Source organism: Sulfurimonas sp. ST-27 (genome assembly GCF_048081595.1).
In the GTDB taxonomy this organism is placed as follows: Bacteria; Campylobacterota; Campylobacteria; order Campylobacterales; family Sulfurimonadaceae; genus Sulfurimonas; species Sulfurimonas hydrogeniphila.
In genome coordinates, this window is sequence record NZ_CP182226.1 from 1,265,558 (window position 1) to 1,283,992 (window position 18,435).

The window sequence follows — 18,435 nt, forward strand, 5'->3', positions numbered from 1 at the left end:
TAATAGTTTAATTTTACTTTGTGTTTCATTCAAGTATAATCTATGAATTATAAGAAAGGTAGATAATGCTAGAGAGCTTAAAAGAAGCAGCAGAAAACTTTTGCATACATCAAATCGGCGCTTCATGCGAAATAAAAGATGCCCCGACAAACAAGAGAACACTTATTGCTTACATAGATGTACAAACTCAAGACCAAAAGCGCTACAGAGTTTATATAGCTTCTGACAATGATTTTATGCAGAAAGTTTCAAAACTGTTTTTAGAAGAAGAAAAAAGTGATGAAGAGACACTCAAAGAAATGACACTTGAAACTGCCAATCTTATTATAGGAAGCGCCAAAGTCATTGCTGAAGAACTTGGAATCTCATATACAATGGGAACGCCTCATTTTGCAAAAGTCGGAGAATTTGACTTTAGCTTTGATGAGCGCAAAGTCGTTCATATAGACAATGCCGAACTCATTATTGCCATTAAGGAATTAGATGCCTGATACAAAAAAATTTGACCTGCAAGAAGAACTTTCATGGATGGACTACTCCGGTATTTTAGACATGGAAGTTGAATTTATTGCTGATCTGGGAGAGACCGAGTTGAGTGTTGCAGAAGTTTTAAAGCTTGAAAAAGGATCTATTATCGATTTAAAAAAACCGGCAGGAGAGAGTGTTGAGTCTTATGTCAACGGACGTATTATAGGAAAAGGAGAAGTGATGGTTTACGAAAAAAACCTCGCTATTCGTATCAATGAAGTGCTGGATTCAAGTGCTGTACTCTACTACCTGTCAAAAGAGAGATTATGATTAAAATTTTATTACTTTTTATTCTGCCGTTTTCCCTGTATGCTTCAAAAATTTTAAGCTATAATATTTATGAAAGAACTGACAGAGCCGATGTCATGATTACTTTTGATACACCTTACACCGGGCAGATAAAGCAGAGTATCAGTAAATCAAAAATCATCATAAAACTTGAAGATGCCACGATAGAATCACCAAAAATAAAAAAAGTCTCTTCCCAGTATTTACACTCATTGACTATCACACCTCTTAACAGTGAAACCCTGATTGTTGCTTCTATATCTCCATCAACAAAACTTATTGCTTCAAAAACATCTGACGGCTACGGATTGAGATTGCGCTTTACAAACAAAACAGCTGTAAAATCATCAACTTTTAAAAAAGCATCATCCTCTTCTGTAAATTCACTCAGTGCATTGCCGACAAAAAAGGATGACGCAATGTCTTCAAGTTATTATATTGTGGTTGCGATTTTAATCCTTGGAATTCTTATACTTTTATATATCAAGAAAAAAATGAAACCTCTCCCTGCTAATACGGAAACATCAAATAACAACTGGCTCTTTAAAGACACAAAAAAATCCCCTTTACAAAATGACAACACTGATATGACAGAACAAAATGTCAGTATACGGTTTCAAAAAGCCATAGATGAGAAGAACAGTGTTGTTATGCTTGACTTTGGCAATCAAAGCTACCTGGTTCTTATGGGTAACGGCAATATACTTCTGGACAAATTTACAGATAACAAGCCGGCATCCCAAAAGGAGTTTGATGAGATTTTACAAAGCAGACATGAAGATTTAGAAAAATTTTTAGGTAAATCGCAAACATCACAAAAGCAGGAACCTCTTCAGGCATACAAAGAAAGAGCTGCAAACATAGCCTATGAAATGCAGTAAAAAACTAATTTACATTTGGTTTTTGACTCTCTCTTTTAAAACGTTCTTTCAGTAGTTTTTTAATTGTATTGACTTGAGATATACTTAACAAATAGCTCTCATTCATCAATTTATTGATATGAAACACTTCTGTTACAGTAATTCCGTAAGGATCTTTTTTTTCTTTCACAACTTTCCCGTCATTAAAACTGTACAGATAAAGATTCTTACGGGTTGTCTGTATGTAGTATGTCACTACAATCTCATCAGAATGTTTCTTTTCCAATGCAACAACTACCCGTTGTTCTTGCGAATATTCGCCCTCTTTTAACTGCAGTATGTTTTTCATATCTTTTACAGTCAAAAAACCGACATAAAATTTATTGTATAAATCATGATATCTTTGTACTTTTTCAGTCATCAAGAAATTCATATCTATGACATATTTTTTATTTGCACGTATTGTTTTGGTAATCCAGCTCATGGTATTATAATACCTGAACGGATGAAGTTTCAGCATGTGTGCTTCTATCATTTTCTTGGAATTTATTTTGTCTTTTGGCAAAAGTTTTTGTTTGTCGAGTTTTGTAATATATTCTAAAACTTCTGCAGCCGAGAACTCTTTTGTAAACCATACTTTACAGTATGACGGGAACTGCTTGGCACCTGTGGCACCTTCATTTAAGATAATTAATGATTTGATTGTGTAGTTTGGAAAGATAATTTCCAAAAGTGCTTTTTTCTTTCTCAGTCTGCGACGCAATTTCAATACAGACTTTACCAGTGTCATTTCAACAAAATAGAGTTCATTGTTTTTTGTCAAAAACATTGCATCAAATTCACTGATTTCACGACTTTTTGTTCTGTAGACTATTTGTTCTTTCTCGCTGATGGAAAGAGTATTTGCATAGGCTTTGCATTTTCCCTGATGAAAACCCTTGAGTACAAATTTTGTTATATAGTCATTCTCCTGGGCGTAACGCAAAAGCTTCTCATAAATAAAATTTTCATACACTTCCCCTTCAAAGGAACGGTAGGAACTCAAATAGGAAGGATCATCCAGTTCAATGCCTTTTTTAATTAAAGAGAGTAAATGTTTTGTATTATAAACATAATGGAGTAGATTATCCGCTATGTCTTCTTTTTCTAAATTTTTAATTGCCGGAGAAATTTCTAACATCAGAGTGTCATCTCACTGTTTTTAAAGAAGTCATCTATGACTGAACGGTATGTTGCTATATCATCAATTGAGTTTACTTCATTTCTCAAAACTGATGCACCTCGATAGCCTTTCGAATAGGTATGGGTATGCTTTCTAAACATTGCAACACCATGCTGTCCGTAAAACTCTATCATTTTGTCAAAATGTTCCATAATAATTTCATGTTTAAGACTCTGTTCGATAGATTCTGCACCGGTTTTAAGCTGATGAAATATCCACGGAGCCCCTACTGCACCGCGACCTATCATAACCCCGTCAGCACCAGTATGTTCAAGCACCCATTTGGCTTTTTCATAAGAGTCTATATCTCCGTTGGCAATCACCGGGATATCTACAGCCTCTTTTATCTCTCTTATTGCATCATAATCAACAGCTGCTTTAAACTTGCCGGTTCGTGTTCTTCCATGCACTGCAATAAAATCTGCACCGCTGTCCTGTACGACTTTTGCAATATCTACATGGTTTTTCTTTTCAAAGCCCAATCTTATTTTAACACTGGTCATATTTTTATTGGAAGTATTTTTAATAGTTTTTATTATATCTCCCATTAGAGGAAGGTCCAAAAGAAGAGAACTGCCACTGCCGTGACCCACAACTTTGGGTACAGGACAACCACAGTTCAGATCAATAATGTCAATTCCATCCTGTTCGTTTAGTATTTCAACCGCACGACGTACAATATCAACATCAGCACCTGCAATTTGTACAGAATACGGATCTTCCAAAGAAGATTTTTCCAGCATATGCAGTGTTTTTTGTGAACCGTGAGCCAGAGCATTTGAACTCAACATTTCACTGACAGTCAAATCTGCTCCAAATTTTTTCACCACACTTCTAAAAGGAAGATCAGTAAAACCCGCCAATGGGGCTAATACATATAATGGCTTGTCAAAGGAGAGTTTTGTTTTTTTCATTATTACAGAAACATATCTATACTAAAGTTTTGTCCACACTCTTTAAGCGCACGATAAGCCTTAAAGTTCTGATACTCATCAGGCTGAGAATTGTCAAGAATAGCATTGGCCGGTGCTATCATTTCAAGGTCATAAAGCGTATAAAGATACGCATCCACAGCATCTTCATCTTCTTCAGACAATATTTCAAAAAGTTTTATTCTCTGTTCCGGAATCATACCGCCTTTAGATAGAATCGAAGAAATTTCAATATAGTCTTTCTTGCTGAGATCAAGTTTTTTAAATAAATCTATAAGTACTTCATTGCTGATTTTCAAAATATTTTCATCAGCATTAATTCTTGAAAGGATTACATGTAAAGCCTCTTTTGTTAAAAAGGATTTATATTTTTCAATACCGCTCAATGGTGCGGTTTTGACATAATCCACATAAACCTCTTTACATATACTGTCATCATATTTGGTACAGTTTGCCAGAATATTTTCTGCACTTATCTGACCTTTTTTGTATCTGTTTCTTTCGTTTTGTATCACAAGTTCATTGTCAGACGGTAAATTGTACGGTTTAAGATCCACAACTTCACCGTTTTTGACATCTTGAATAATACGCAGTACTTTTTCAATTTTTTCGTTATTTATTTTTCCTATAATCTCTCCGACCGGGTGCATCTCACTATTTTGCAAAAGCGTTCCCAATAGAGTATATCTATCGGTTTTAAATGTATAGTTTCTCTCTTTTTTTCCCAGGTAGGCATCAATAACAGCATTAATAAGTTTTTCATAATCTTTTTCATATTTACGTAATCGAAAATTACCGATAATTGAATAGAATGTCATATGTGCCACGCTTGCAAGGTATAGGATAAATATCGGTATGATTACCCATAAAGCAATAGAGAGTGACGGCATAGGAATGCCAAACAGATCTATACTCATGCTTTCCTGTGTTACATATGCGTAAACATACCAACCGACAAGTCCCATCCAAACCAATGCAGCTACTGTGTACCTTTTAATATACATTCTCCAATCCTTTATTTAGATTTCTCTACTATTTCTCTACAGTCAATGCAGTATGCAGCATGCGGTTTTACTTTCAGTCTTTGAAATCCTATTTCATCTTCACACATTTCACAAACACCATAACCACCGTTTTTAATTTTAGAGAGTATTTTTTCAATCTCATCCAATTCCTGCTTTTGCTGCTCTATTATAGCACCTTCTACCATAGAATTGTTATTTGCCGAAGCATGATCGCCTTCATCATTTAAATCTAACGAACTCAGTTCACTTAGTTCTGTTCGGACACCCTGAATGTTTTTCTCTATCTGTTCTTTTCGACTCAGTAGTAACTCTTTAAAATATTTTAACTCACTTGCTTGCACTTATATTTCCCTTTTATTTATGATATGGATGATTGCTCAGTATAGCAAAACCTCTATAGATCTGTTCCAATAAAACCGCCTTGGCAATTTTATGACTCATTGTTATTTTGCCTAAACTGACAACAGCATTGCTTTGGTCTAAAAAATCTTTTTCAAAACCATATGCTCCGCCTATAAAAAATTTTACGGACATTTTATCATTTAGAAGCTTACTAAATTCAAAACTGTCTACTAGTTTTCCATCTGGATGCAAAGTTATACAGAAATCTTTCCCAATATAAGCTTCTAAAGCTTTGGTATATGCTTTTTGAGCGGCCTGTGGGGAAATTGTGTGTGCTTTTGTTACATCTTTTGAAAAAATCTCCGTATCTTTTACAGTTGCAAACCTTGATATCATTTTTGTCAACTCTTTATACAGCGGATCGTAAAGTGTTTTTTCTCTTTTTGCTATAGAGACGATTTCTATATTCATTGGAGTAAGCCGCTCCCGATTACATTGTATGTTACATGTTCAAATGAATCATTAAGTTTCACACCGCCTATAGCAGCGACATGGTGTCTGGATTTTGAGGCAATGGTATCCAGGGTATCTCCAAGAAGGCTTGATACATCTTTTTTTGTATCAGTATTTCTGTATGCGCCAAGTCCGATATAGTTTAAATCCATTGCATTTGCCTGCAAAACTTCTTCTTCATTATGCGTTGAAATACCTAAAATTTTGTCTTCATTTATAACACTTCGTAAAATTTTGACTGCCTTGAATACATCTGTATCTATAGCTTTAAGATCTTCCTGCCCTACATGCACACCATCGCAGAATTCAACAAGCTCATAGGCATCATTCACTATCAAAAAACCGTCATAAAGTTTTCTGATTTTTATCAATTGTGCTTTAATAAAAGCGATGTCTGCATTTTTATTTCGATATTGTATAATTTCAGCATTCTTCTTTTTTGCAATACCTATAAAGGATTCTAAAGAAATTCCTTTTTTATCAAGCATGTCCTGATCACATAACGCATAGAGTCTCATATCAGTCTTTTTTCAGTAAAGTCAGCATATCAGAGAGGGTTTTTTTCAACTTGTTTCGATTGACAATCATATCAATGGAACCGTGTTCTAGTAAAAATTCAGCTCTTTGAAATCCCTCAGGCAATTCTGAACCAATAGTCTGCTCAATAACTCTCTGTCCTGCAAAACCGATCAACGCTCCCGGTTCAGCTATAATAATGTCACCAAGGTTGGCAAAAGAGGCACTCACCCCACCCATCGTCGGGTCCGTAAGCACAGAGATAAAAGGCAGTTTGTGATTGGAAAGTTTTGCCAGTGCCGCCGAAGTTTTACTCATCTGCAGCAGTGAAAAGGTTGATTCCTGCATTCTTGCACCACCTGAGGCACTGAGTATGATCAAACCCTGCTTTTTCTCAATAGCTCTCTCAGCCGCGCGAACAATTTTTTCACCCTCAACTGAGCCCAAAGAACCGCCCATAAAAGCAAAATCAAAAATGACAAGCTGTACATCAACCCCGTTCATTTTACATTCACCGCTTACTACTGATGATTTTCTTCCTGTTTTTGCATAGGCTTCTTCAAGACGTTTTTTATAAGGTTTTTTGTCAACAAACTTCAACGGATCCACAGGTTCCAATGAAGCATCATACTCTACAAATGTTCCCTCATCTGCAAGCATGTTGAGTCTCTCTTTTACACCTATACGGATATGATACCCACATTTTGGACATACATAGTTTTGGTTCTCAACTTCTTTGTAGTACATAAGAGAGTGACATGATTTGCATTTAATCCAATGAGACCCTGCTTCGGCTTTTTCCGGTTGTTTATTGTCAAATGTTTTTGTAAAAAGGTTTAGTAAATTCAAAAAAAATCCTTAAATTATATAAATAGACTCTATTATAGCAAATTAATGTTGATTTTAAAGAATTTTTGAAAATATTTTTTTCAGAAGAAAGGCAGATTTACTCATCAAAAACAAGTAAATCTGCTTGAATTTATTGCAACAAAGAGTCTATAATGCTTCTTGCTGCCTCACGACCGTCAAAAGCCGCAGTTACAACTAAATCGGCACCACGAAAACAATCGCCTCCGGCATATATACCGGGTGTTGTTGTTTCGTATGTCTCTTCATTCACAATAATCCCACCCCATGAATTTGTCTCTATGCCGTTTTCAGCTAAAAACGACGGCACAACAGGATCAAATCCAAGTGACATTATAACCACATCTGCATTCACTCTGAATTGTGAACCTTTTACCTCTTCCATGCGTTGACGGCCTGAAGCATCTTTGGCACCCAGAGTTGTTTTTACAACTTCTACCGCCACTGCACGTCCTTCCTCATTTAATATTATCTCTTTGGGTGCTACAAGAAATGTAAAATCAACACCCTCTTCCATCGCATTTTTATACTCTTTTTTACTGCCCGGCATGTTTTTTTCATCTCTGCGATACAAACATGTAACAGATTTTGCACCTTCTCGTTTTGCAGTTCTTAAACAATCCATCGCCGTATCACCTCCACCGATGACCACAACATTTAAATCTTTAAAATCAAATTTTTTATCATACGGCTGTTTAAAATTCTTTCTTTGTATGTTTGTAAGATAATCCATTGCCTTGTAGACATTTGGTGCATTTTCACCTGCGATACCCGCACTTTTTGCTTTTGTTGCACCAACGCCTATAAACATTGCATCATGTTCGTTTGCAATAGTTTCAAACTCTATATCGCGTCCCACTTCACTGTTGAGCACAAGTGTCAATCCGGCCTCTTCCAAAAGTTTCACACGTCTCTCAACTACTTTTTTATCGAGTTTGAAATTTGGAATACCGTATGTCAAAAGACCGCCTGCACGGTCACTTTTTTCATACATGGTTACAGCAATGCCTGAACGCAAAAGATAGGTAGCAGCAGAGAGTCCTGCTGGACCGCTTCCTATAACAGCCACTTTTTTATCTGTTGTTATTCCAGGAAAATCCGGTGTATATCCTGCTTTAAATCCTGCTTCAGTAATGTGTGTTTCAACAGAACCGATAGTAATCGCCCCGTGCCCGTCATTTAATGTACAATCCCCTTCACAAAGTCTGTCATGCGGGCATACTCTTCCCATGACTTCAGGGAAAGGAGAAGGTTCATTGGAGAGTTTAAAAGCAAATTCCAAATCTTTTTCGGCAATAGATTTGAGCCATTGAGGAATATAATTGTGCAAAGGACATTTGTTTAAACAAAACGGATCGCCGCACTGAATACATCTGTCACTCTGTGTTGCTGCCTCATCTTTATCAAAGACTTCGTAAATTTCACCAAAATCTTTTGTTCTGTCAACAACCAGTCTTTTTGCCGGGTCAATTCTCTCAGTTTTTAGGTATTCGCGCATTTTAGTCTCCGTTCTCTAGATTAAGAGGTAATTTTGTTAAATTTTTAGGTTTTACCAGCCAGAAGTTTCGTACTTCCACTCTAAAGTTTTCCAGTAAATCTTCAGCTTTTTTGCTCTTTGTTTCTACTACATAATCTTTGAGCAGGCGTTTGAGGTAATGTCGTGCTTCATCTCCCTCATCTGTATCAATTCTTACAGCTTCCACAAGTTCACTGTTTACATTTTCAATAAAATCATGATCTTCATCATAGACAAAGCTCACGCCTCCTGTCATTCCTGCACCAAAATTAATACCGGTACGTCCCAGAATGACAACAACACCGCCTGTCATATATTCACAGGCATTGTCTCCGGTCCCCTCAACAATAGCAAAGGCTCCGGAATTACGTACTGCAAAACGCTCTCCGACACTGCCTGAAATATAAAGTTTTCCGCCGGTAGCACCATAAAGACAGGTGTTACCGCCTGCTGAAAATTCTTCACCCTCATTTTTGGAAGTAATAATGATTTTTCCTCCGTGCATACCTTTGCCTATATAATCATTTGCAACGCCGTCAAGATAAATCGAAACACCCGGAATTAAAAACGCACCGAGTGCCTGTCCGGCTACACCGCTGAGATTCATTTTGATTGTATCCGGCTTCAGTCCTTCATCCCCGTAGTATTTCGCAATTTCTCCGGATATCAAAGCACCAAAACTTCTGTGGATATTTTGGATTTCTCTTTTGATGCGTATCGGGTATTCAGGATGTTTAATCGCATTCATCGCCTCTTTGAGAACATCTTTTTCAAATTTGTTATCATCAAAAGGCGGATTAAACGGCTGTTGATGCGTATTGACACCCTCTTCTCTGTGCAGGATTGCCGAGAAATCAAATTTCTTGGCAAATTCATCGTCTTTGACACTCAGCAGGTCCACACGGCCTATCATTTCCTCCATGGTTCTGTACCCAAGTTCTGCCATAATGGCTCTGATATCTTCGGCCAAATATGTAAAATAATTGATTACCTGATCAACATGTCCTTTAAAGAACTCTTCACGAAGTTTTTCGTTTTGTGTTGCAATACCTACAGAACATTTATTAACATGACAGATACGAAGCATCTTACAGCCTACAATAGTCAAAACACCTGTACCGAAAGCAAAAGACTCAGCACCCAGTAAAGCAGCTTTAACAACATCAAGTCCTGTTTTTAGTCCACCGTCTGTCTGTAATTCTACAAGTCCACGCAGATTATTTGCCTTAAGCGCATTATGTGCTTCAGACAATCCGAGTTCCCAAGGATTCCCTGCAAATTTGATAGAGGTCAGCGGAGCGGCACCGGTACCACCGTCTCCTCCTGAAATAATAATTTTATCAGCATAGGCTTTTGCCACACCCGCAGCAATGGTGCCTACTCCGACAGTAGATACAAGCTTGACAGCGATTCTTGCCGCAGGATTGACCTGCTTCAAATCAAAAATCAACTGTGCCAAATCTTCAATAGAATAAATATCATGGTGCGGCGGCGGTGATATGAGTGTCACGCCGGGAACAGTATGACGAAGCTTTCCGATAAGAGCAGTAACCTTATGTCCCGGGAGCTGTCCGCCTTCACCCGGTTTTGCACCCTGTGCAACTTTAATCTGAATCTCCTCTGCACTTCTCAGATACGCCGGAGTAACACCAAAACGGCCTGAAGCGACCTGTTTGATTTTGGAAACTCTCTCTGTGTTGTATCTTGCTTTGTCCTCTCCGCCTTCTCCTGAATTTGACTGTGCTCCGATTCTGTTCATTGCAATGGCAATTGTTTCATGGGCTTCAGGAGAAATGGAACCGAGACTCATAGCAGCGGATGCAAAACGTTTGAAAATCGCTTCTTTCGGTTCAACTTCTGATATATCAATCGGTTTTCTGTCTGATTTCAAGTCAAAGAAATCACGAATAAATTTTAATCCGCGCTTGTTTACAAGATTTTTCAGTGTATCAAAGTTTTCCTGTGTAGGGTGTTTGGAAACAGCATGAATTGCATGAATGACAGCAGGACCGAAATCATGATGTTCCTGATTTGTATAAAACTTATAGTAGCCACCGATATTCAAAGGAAATATTTTGTTAAAACCGTTTGTTTTAAAAGCATCTTTATGGGCTTTTTGCAGTCTTTCGTCTATATCTTCATAGGTAAGTCCGCTGAGCGTACAATGCGATGTTGCAAAGCACTCTTTTACTATGGTTTTATCCAGTCCCATTACATCAAAAAGACCGGAATTTCTGTAAGAGGCAATTGTTGCAATTCCCATTTTGGACATAATTTTCAAGAGTCCGCTGTTGAGTGCAGTGTGTACAGATTTATAGGCTTCAGAAAATGTCATATTTAACGCTTTTGATTTTTCAAGCTGGTTTGCCACTGTTGCGAACAATACATAAGGATGGATTGCCGAAGCACCATATCCAAGGAGTACTGCAGCACTGTGCGAATCAATGACTTCTCCCGTTGTAGCGATAATAGAAACCAAATGACGAATCTTTTCGTTCAGTAAAGCGAAGTTCAAACGGCCTATGGCCATTGCCATCGGAATAACTTTGTTGTCCTTGTCAAATCCGCTGTCATCCAAAATGACAATGCGTGTTCCTTCATTTTTAACCGATGCTATGACTTTTTGAACCAATGCTTCCAAAGAGGCTTTCAAATCGCTTATATAGGTGGTTGAAAATGTGGCATTTTTATAAAATTCCTGATATCTTGGAGAGGAATCATTGCCAAAAGACTTGAGCACTTCCAACTTTTCAGTCGTTATTATCGGAGAAATAGACTTCAGCCTGTGCGCATGTGACGGAATTTCATCCAGAATATTATGCACTTCACCAAAACCGGTATTTAAGCTCATTACAACTTTTTCACGAATAGGATCAATTGGCGGATTGGTAACCTGTGCAAATTTTTGCTTGAAAAAATCAGTAAAATTACGCTGTTTTTTAGAAAAAGCTGCAAGAGGTGTGTCATCACCCATAGAACCCACGGCTTCTTTTGCCTCTTTTACCATTGGTTCGATTACCTGTTCAATAACTTCCTGCGTAACATTAAAATATCTTTGTTTGGCAATCAAATCTGCCTCATCAACTTCTCTGCATACAACATACTGCTCTTCCACATGTTCCTGCAAATAAATCATATGTTCATTCAGCCACTTCATATACGGATTGGAACCTTTTAAATAATCATCAATTTCCTGACTCTTCAGAAGCTTGCCAAATTTCAGATCAAGTCCTATCATTTCCCCTGACTGCAGACGTCCACGCTCTTTGATCTCTTCTTCGGGAATATCTACAACACCGTACTCGGAAGCTATCAGAAGGTTGTCATCTTTTGTTACGATGTATTTTGATGGACGCAAACCGTTTCTGTCAAGTACACAGCCTATATATCGTCCGTCTGTTACTGAAAATGCAGCCGGACCGTCCCATGCTTCAAATACAGTTGAATGATATTCATAAAAAGCTCGTAATTCAGGATCCATATGCGGTGCGTTCTGCCATGCCGGAGGAATCACTGCACGGACAGCTTTGAAAAAGTCCATACCGTTTACAATTAAAAATTCAAAAAAGTTATCGGCTGAAGCACTGTCAGAAGCACCGGGCTGCAGGATAGGAAGCAGTCTTTTAATTTCTTCGTCGCTGAATACTTCGCTTTTTATTGATTCAGATTTTATAGCCACATTAATGCGGTTGGCTTCAACAGAGTTGATTTCTCCATTATGCGCTACAGCACGAAACGGCTGTGCAAGACGCCATTCAGGGAGTGTATTTGTTGAAAATCTTTGATGAAAAAGTGAAAAAGAGATTTTAAAATTTTCATTCTGCAGATCTTTGTAAAATTCTTTGATATGCGTAGGCATAACAAGCCCTTTATACGATAGCACTTTCGAACTCATAGATGCTATATAGAAATCTCTTTCAGAAATCATTTCATGTTCTGCTTCTTTGCGTGAAAGATATAAAAGTGCATCAAATCTGTTTGTGGCCATGATTGAATTAGGAACAATGAAAAGCTGTACGATGTGAGGCAGTGAAGCCAGTGCCTGGTCTCCTAGAGCATTGGTGTCAATTGGAACATCACGGTGTAAAACCACTTTTAAATCATTGTTGTTACAAATAGATTCCAGTGTCTGCAAATGCTTTTTTTCTTTGGTAAAAACTACAGCTACTGCAAACTGAGACGGTAATTCTATACCTTTTTCTTTTGCTTCATTTTTAAGAAAATCAGTCGGCATGGAAAGCAGTAAACCGCTTCCGTCCCCCGTTTTTCCATCTGCAGCAACAGCACCACGGTGCATCATGCGTTCAAGCGCAGTCACTGCATCATTGAGCACTTTGTGTGAAGGTTTGTTTTTGATGTTGGCGACAAGACCAAAACCGCAATTATCCTTAAATGATCTTAATAAATCATGATGTTCAACCATTTCAACTCCCAAATTTGTAAATTTTATATGCAAAACATATAAATTTAATCTCTTTTTAAAGAAACTTAGTCTATTTAGACAAAGCATGTAAATTATACTTTCTTTTGGTTTAAATAAGCATAATAAGTGTAAAATATTTTAAAAAAAATTAAAAAGTGTGTATATAGGAAGCAATTAGGTGCAAGGTTTTATCATTAATTTAAATCGCGTCAAAGACGAAGATTTAATAGTAAATATTTTATCTCAAAACAGCTTAGATACCCTTTACAGATTCTACGGTGCACGCCATGGTGTGATAAATATAGGTTTTAAAATTGATTATGAAGTCGAAAACTCGGCAAAATCCACTATATCAAGACTTAAAGATGTTATACACATTGGATACAGCTGGATAAATGATTATAATCTTTTGCGATTATGGCAGGATTTTTTAGGGCTTTTCTATAAGCACTTGAAAGACTCTGAAGATATTGGTTCTTTTTATTTTGATTTAATTGAGGAAGCTTCACAAAACTGGAACAGACAAAACCCCAAACGCGTAGCTATTGAAGCCTATACCAAACTTTTGGAGCATGAAGGACGGCTGCATAAAGATATGCACTGCTTTTTATGTTCCAAAAAAATTGATGGGGATGTCTCGCTCTTGCGTGCATATCTTCCAACGCATGAACAGTGTTCGCATACGCTCGCAATCAACAAAAAAGGACTAAAAGAACTCTTTAAAAACAAATCTTCTCTTTTTTTAGACAACCAGGAAGTAAATCGGCTCTGGAATGTTCTGCTTGAAGGTTTATAATTTACATATTTTGTTGTATTCTACTATCATGCCATGATATCGGGCATATATAAGGTTTAAATCTTTACATGTAAAGGCCTCTTTTATGCCTGATTCCAAAAATTCTTTATACTGCATATAATTTTTAAACTCTATGTCAAAACTCTTTAACAGCCTTTTTGTATAACTGTCTACAACCATCTCATCTCTAAAACAGGCATAACAGAGAATAGCGTCCGCACTCTCCTGTCCGATGCCTTTTTGCAGTAAAAGCCACTCTCTGCTTACCTCTTTTTGAAAAGATGCAAAATCACCAAATTCATTTTGAATGTTTTTTGCAAGCTGCAAAAGCCTTGGTGCTTTTTGGTTATAGAATCCGCTTGGACGAATCTTCTCTTTTAAGACGTCTGCATCCAAAGCGGCAAAACTGTTCAAATCCAAAAACATGTCTAAATTCTTTAAAGACTTTTCAACATTTTTCCATGTTGTGTTTTGCGTCAATACAGCACCTGCAACAACTTCAAAGGTTCCCGCATTGGGCCACCACAATTTCGGCGAATACTGCAACAGGTTTTTTGCTTCTAAAAAATCATATATCTGCAGAGAATTTGTGTACATGTAAACCTTTATCTAAATGGGTACTTCTAAAAATCTAACATCTCTTTCTTGCCACAAGAGAGGCTACACGGGTATCTTCGCCTCGCAGATTCACTTCGTCTTTTTCTTCATAGTAGATAATATCAAGCCCGATAAAAGCATGCAGCAATTCATTTGTACGCAAAAGGTATTCAGGGTTTGCCGGCTGATTAAAATCGCCGTGTGCCACAATAAAAGTTTCAAAAATCAACAGGCCGTTCGGCTTGAGAGCTTCTTTGATCTGCGGCAACAACCTTCTGCTCAAATAGTTAATATTGATAATGAGATCGTACGTATTTTTCTCTAAATTATAACTGTCCAGGTCAGCTTCTATTTTATTTACTTTCTCATCATCTTTTATCTGAGAAAGTGCATAATCACTAAAATCCACAGCATCAACTTCAAAACCTTTTTCTGCTAAAAAGTGCGTATTTCTGCCAATTCCGCAGGCAATATCCAAGGCTCTGTCTCCTGCTGCACAATCTATATACTTTTCAACTATCGGTTCTACATTTTTTCGCATCGGCTTCTCTACATGGCGAATATTCCAACGTTCTTTATCTTCTATCATTCTCAACCTTTCTTATCTTAAGAGTTTCGGAGTTACTCAGCATAAACTTTATATGCTATTATATTGAAATTTTTTTGTATACACCTTGAACCGATAAAACAAACATACATTATTTTCAGGAAGCTTTAGTATGAAATTTTTTTTATTTTTATTTGTTTTCTTACTTTGTGTGCTCCGTGCCGAATCCATAGATACAAATTCATCGTATCTTGATACTGCGCATAAAATAATTTCTGACAAAGTCACAGGCTATTCAGACACCCTTGATCAGACGATCAGCAAACTGTTTACAGGAAAAAAAGCACAAAATAGCTATGATGATTTTTTTAAAAATGAAAAATATTTCAATGAAACAGAAAAATCATTTGTCAGTGTAAATCTAAATACACAATTTCAGTCAAAATACAAAGAAAAAAGTACCCTGAACATAAATGCCAACATTGCCCTCAAAAGAACAAATCAGAAGCTTAATCTTTTTATCTCAGGCATCAATGAAAACAAAAACATAATAGACAAAAATGCTGCCACAGAACTTGGTCTCAACTATTTCAGATCAGACAGTTACGAGATCCAAAGCAGGTATTCCATTGGAATCAGAGGCTTTTATCCGTTTGTCAGAGCACGATATTATAAAGTTTTTATTGCAAAAAACTGGAAAATCGAACCTATGCAGATTTTTGAGTATTCGAGTAAAGAGAGTTTTACAGAAAGAACTTTCATCTATTTCGACAATACACTTACAGACAGATCACTGTTAAGGCTCACCTTACACAGAGAAACAAAAACAAAGGTAAAGGGAATGGACTATGATATCTCGGCACAATACTATTGGAACTTTAACAAAAAAAACATCCTAAGTATATCTGAAATATTTTCCGGCAATACAGAATATATAACAGAACAGTCTTCTAAAAAATACAGCGGTATAAATAATTATGCTACAGTTTTGACTTTTAGAAAAAACATATGGAAAAAATGGTTTTTTTATCAGATCAGTCCCTCTGTAAACTTTCACAAGGAAAACAGTTACAAAGCAAATTATGCAATTGCATTTTTAATAAATCTTTATTTTGGCGATTTTGACTAAAAGTTCATGAAAGTCTGTTTTTGTAATCTTCATATCCAAACTCTTTTACAAGTTCAATTGTTCCGTTTTTGCGCTTTATCGCCAAAGAAGGAAGTTTCACACCATTAAAGGTGGTATTTTTGACAAAAGTATAATGAATTTGATCTTCAAATATAACAGTATCTCCTACATGTAAAGGAGAATCAAAAGAGTAATCCCCCATGATGTCACCTGCAAGACAGGTGTTTCCGCCTAAACGGTAGGTATATTTTTTTTCATTTGCCATGCCTGCATTTCTTACTTGGGCACGATACGGCATTGCCAGTGTATCAGGCATATGTGCTTCTGCAGAGGTGTCAAGAATGGCAATATTCATACCGTTTTGAAAAACATCCAAAACAGTGGACTGCAGATATCCTGTTTCCCAACCGACGGCCTCTCCGGGTTCCAAATAGACATCAATATTATATTTTTTACGAAATTCTTTGATTATCCAAACAAGTTTCTCTATATCATAGCCTTTTTTGGTTATGTGATGTCCTCCGCCAAAATTAATATATTGCAAATTTTTCAAATATCTTCCGAATTTATCTTCAAAAGCCGCTAAAACCTGTTCAAGCGCATCTGCATTTTGCTCACAAAGCGCATGAAAATTGAGTCCGTCTATCTTTTCAAGCAGTTTTTCATCAAAATTCTGCAGAGTTGTTCCCAGTCTGCTGTACAAACCGCAGGGGTTGTATATATCGACCGGAGAAGAAGAGACTTCAGGGTTTATTCTCAAAGAAACATGAATATTTTCATTGATTTCTTTGACTTTCCAAATATATTTTTCCAATTGATTTGGAGAATTAAAGACTATATGATCAGATATTTTGGCTATTTCTTCAATCTCATCATCTTTATATGCCGGAGAATAAGTATGCACTTCTGCATCCGGGTTGTATTTGCAAAATTCTTCACGGGCAAGTTTTGCCTCATACAGACCACTGGCTGTACAGCCTTTTAAATATTTTGCCACCAGTTCAAAAGTGCTCCACATTGCAAAGCCCTTGAGTGCCAAAATAATTTTGGCACCGCTTTGTTCTTGCACATACGCTAAAGTTTGCAGATTCTTTTCTAAAAGGGTTTCCTCGCATATATAACACGGTGTTTTAATTGGATTCATTTGTTTAGTCTAGTTCTTGAATCTTCCAAGGCAATCCCTGTTTATTGAGCTCTTCCATAAACGGATCAGGATCAAACTCTTCCATATTATGCACCCCTGTTTTGTACCAGACTTTTTCAAGCATCAACTTTGCACCTATCATCGCAGGAACTCCCGTCGTATAAGAGACAGCCTGAGAGTTCACCTCTTTATAGCATGCTTCATGATCACTTACCTGATAAATATAGATTTTTTTCTTTTTGCCGTCTTTTATGCCCTCTGCCACAATACCGATATTTGTTTTTCCTTTTGTACGGGGACCAAGAGAAGCCGGATCAGGGAGCAGTGTTTTTAAAAACTCTATCGGAACAATTTGTTGCCCCTGATGCTCAATCGGCTCAATTCCCAGCATGCCTACATTTTCAAGACACTTCATATGCGTAAGATAACTCTCGCCAAAGGTCATAAAAAACCGAATACGCTTAAGCCCTTTTATATGCTTGACAAGGGATTCCATCTCTTCATGATAAAGCAGATAAGAATCTTTAGGTCCGATTTCAGGATAATCCCAGACCATTTTTATCTCCATCGGCTCTGTTTCTATCCATTTGCCGTTTTCCCAGTATCGCCCGTTTGCAGAAACTTCACGAAGATTGATCTCAGGATTGAAGTTTGTTGCAAAAGGATAGCCGTGATCACCTGCATTGCAATCAAGAATATCAATAGTATGAATTTCGTCAAAATAGTGTTTTTGCGCATAGGCACAAAAAACATTTGTCACACCCGGGTCAAAACCGCTGCCAAGCAAACCCATAATACCTGCTTCTTTGAAGGCTTCGTCTTTTTCCCATTGCAGTTTATACTCAAATTTTGCCTCATCGGGATGTTCATAGTTTGCAGTGTCCAAATAATCTGTTTTTGTTACAATACAGGCGTCCATAATTGTTAGGTCCTGGTAAGGAAGTGCCACATTGATAACAATATCCGCCTGCACTTTATTTATCAAATCTGCTATCTCCTGCGTATTGTCGGCATCAAGCGCATAGGTTTCTATATCTGCATCTGGCAGTTCTGATTTAATATCATCGCATTTTGATTTTGTTCTGCTTGCAAGTACTATTTTTCCAAATACCTCTGCATTCTGTACACATTTATGCACAACGACACGGCTTACGCCGCCCGCACCTATTATTAACGTTGTATTCATTATA

18 protein-coding genes are annotated in these 18,435 nt (G+C 37.1%); 5 read left to right on the forward strand and 13 right to left on the reverse strand.

Going from position 1 to position 18,435, the window contains the following annotated elements:
* The first annotated feature begins 65 nt into the window (after positions 1-65).
* From ACM66U_RS06720 to ACM66U_RS06730, 3 genes are read left to right on the forward strand one after another with little or no spacing between them, the layout of a single operon-like run.
* The gene (locus tag ACM66U_RS06720; RefSeq protein WP_346388824.1) at positions 66-491 is read left to right on the forward strand and encodes a chemotaxis protein CheX; all 426 of its coding nucleotides are present in this window, start codon (positions 66-68) and stop codon (positions 489-491) included.
* On the forward strand, positions 484-798 hold the full coding sequence (fliN, locus tag ACM66U_RS06725) for a flagellar motor switch protein FliN (RefSeq protein WP_151900200.1): 315 nt from the start codon (positions 484-486) through the stop codon (positions 796-798). The genes ACM66U_RS06720 and fliN overlap by 8 nt, the downstream gene beginning before the upstream one ends.
* Positions 795-1,697 carry a hypothetical protein gene (locus tag ACM66U_RS06730; protein WP_418640383.1) on the forward strand — a complete coding sequence of 301 codons (903 nt, stop codon included), beginning with the start codon at positions 795-797 and terminating at the stop codon, positions 1,695-1,697. The genes fliN and ACM66U_RS06730 overlap by 4 nt, the downstream gene beginning before the upstream one ends.
* 4 nt (positions 1,698-1,701) lie before the next feature.
* On the opposite strand, the gene ACM66U_RS06735 is transcribed toward ACM66U_RS06730, so the two are convergent.
* From ACM66U_RS06735 to gltB, 9 genes are all read right to left on the reverse strand, one after another.
* Positions 1,702-2,856, reverse strand: a complete 1,155-nt coding sequence (locus ACM66U_RS06735) for a hypothetical protein (protein WP_151900198.1) — start codon at positions 2,854-2,856, stop codon at positions 1,702-1,704.
* Positions 2,856-3,812 (reverse strand): tRNA dihydrouridine synthase DusB, encoded by a 957-nt coding sequence (dusB, locus tag ACM66U_RS06740; protein ID WP_151900197.1) that lies wholly within the window; start codon positions 3,810-3,812, stop codon positions 2,856-2,858. Before dusB ends, ACM66U_RS06735 begins: the two co-directional genes overlap by 1 nt.
* Before the next feature lie 2 nt (positions 3,813-3,814).
* On the reverse strand, positions 3,815-4,834 hold the full coding sequence (locus tag ACM66U_RS06745; protein WP_151900196.1) for a hypothetical protein: 1,020 nt from the start codon (positions 4,832-4,834) through the stop codon (positions 3,815-3,817).
* A gap of 11 nt (positions 4,835-4,845) precedes the next feature.
* Positions 4,846-5,196: an RNA polymerase-binding protein DksA gene (dksA, locus tag ACM66U_RS06750; RefSeq protein WP_151900195.1), complete on the reverse strand. Its 351-nt coding sequence runs from the start codon at positions 5,194-5,196 to the stop codon at positions 4,846-4,848.
* A gap of 13 nt (positions 5,197-5,209) precedes the next feature.
* Positions 5,210-5,668: a 23S rRNA (pseudouridine(1915)-N(3))-methyltransferase RlmH gene (locus tag ACM66U_RS06755; RefSeq protein ID WP_151900194.1), complete on the reverse strand. Its 459-nt coding sequence runs from the start codon at positions 5,666-5,668 to the stop codon at positions 5,210-5,212.
* Positions 5,665-6,228: a thiamine phosphate synthase gene (locus ACM66U_RS06760; protein WP_151900193.1), complete on the reverse strand. Its 564-nt coding sequence runs from the start codon at positions 6,226-6,228 to the stop codon at positions 5,665-5,667. The genes ACM66U_RS06755 and ACM66U_RS06760 overlap by 4 nt, the downstream gene beginning before the upstream one ends.
* A gap of 1 nt (position 6,229) precedes the next feature.
* A complete protein-coding gene (accD, locus tag ACM66U_RS06765; protein WP_151900192.1) occupies positions 6,230-7,075 on the reverse strand; it encodes an acetyl-CoA carboxylase, carboxyltransferase subunit beta in 846 nt (281 codons plus the stop codon).
* A 130-nt stretch (positions 7,076-7,205) separates the two neighbouring features.
* Positions 7,206-8,591, reverse strand: a complete 1,386-nt coding sequence (locus tag ACM66U_RS06770) for a glutamate synthase subunit beta (RefSeq protein ID WP_151900191.1) — start codon at positions 8,589-8,591, stop codon at positions 7,206-7,208.
* A gap of 1 nt (position 8,592) precedes the next feature.
* Positions 8,593-13,032, reverse strand: a complete 4,440-nt coding sequence (gltB, locus tag ACM66U_RS06775) for a glutamate synthase large subunit (protein WP_151901508.1) — start codon at positions 13,030-13,032, stop codon at positions 8,593-8,595.
* Positions 13,033-13,210: 178 nt separating this feature from the next.
* On the opposite strand from gltB, the gene recO reads away from it, so the two are divergent.
* Entirely contained in the window at positions 13,211-13,828 is a 618-nt protein-coding gene (recO, locus tag ACM66U_RS06780) for a recombination protein RecO (RefSeq protein ID WP_418640384.1), read from the forward strand.
* Here the strand turns inward: recO and ACM66U_RS06785 are convergent.
* Together ACM66U_RS06785 and ACM66U_RS06790 are read right to left on the reverse strand one after the other, a co-directional pair.
* Complete coding sequence (locus ACM66U_RS06785; RefSeq protein WP_346388827.1) at positions 13,823-14,425, reverse strand: 3-methyladenine DNA glycosylase; 603 nt, start codon at positions 14,423-14,425, stop codon at positions 13,823-13,825. The genes recO and ACM66U_RS06785 overlap by 6 nt on opposite strands.
* Positions 14,426-14,459: 34 nt before the next feature.
* Complete coding sequence (locus ACM66U_RS06790; RefSeq protein WP_418640385.1) at positions 14,460-15,014, reverse strand: class I SAM-dependent methyltransferase; 555 nt, start codon at positions 15,012-15,014, stop codon at positions 14,460-14,462.
* 130 nt (positions 15,015-15,144) lie between these two features.
* Here ACM66U_RS06790 and ACM66U_RS06795 point away from each other — a divergent pair, with 130 nt between their 5' ends.
* Positions 15,145-16,101, forward strand: coding sequence for a hypothetical protein (locus tag ACM66U_RS06795; protein WP_418640386.1), 957 nt, complete (start codon positions 15,145-15,147; stop codon positions 16,099-16,101).
* A gap of 4 nt (positions 16,102-16,105) precedes the next feature.
* Here ACM66U_RS06795 and nspC read toward each other — a convergent pair whose 3' ends face one another.
* Positions 16,106-17,245: a carboxynorspermidine decarboxylase gene (gene nspC / locus ACM66U_RS06800; RefSeq protein ID WP_418640387.1), complete on the reverse strand. Its 1,140-nt coding sequence runs from the start codon at positions 17,243-17,245 to the stop codon at positions 16,106-16,108.
* Positions 17,246-17,249: 4 nt separating this feature from the next.
* Positions 17,250-18,431, reverse strand: coding sequence for a saccharopine dehydrogenase family protein (locus ACM66U_RS06805; protein ID WP_418640388.1), 1,182 nt, complete (start codon positions 18,429-18,431; stop codon positions 17,250-17,252).
* Positions 18,432-18,435 lie beyond the last annotated feature (4 nt).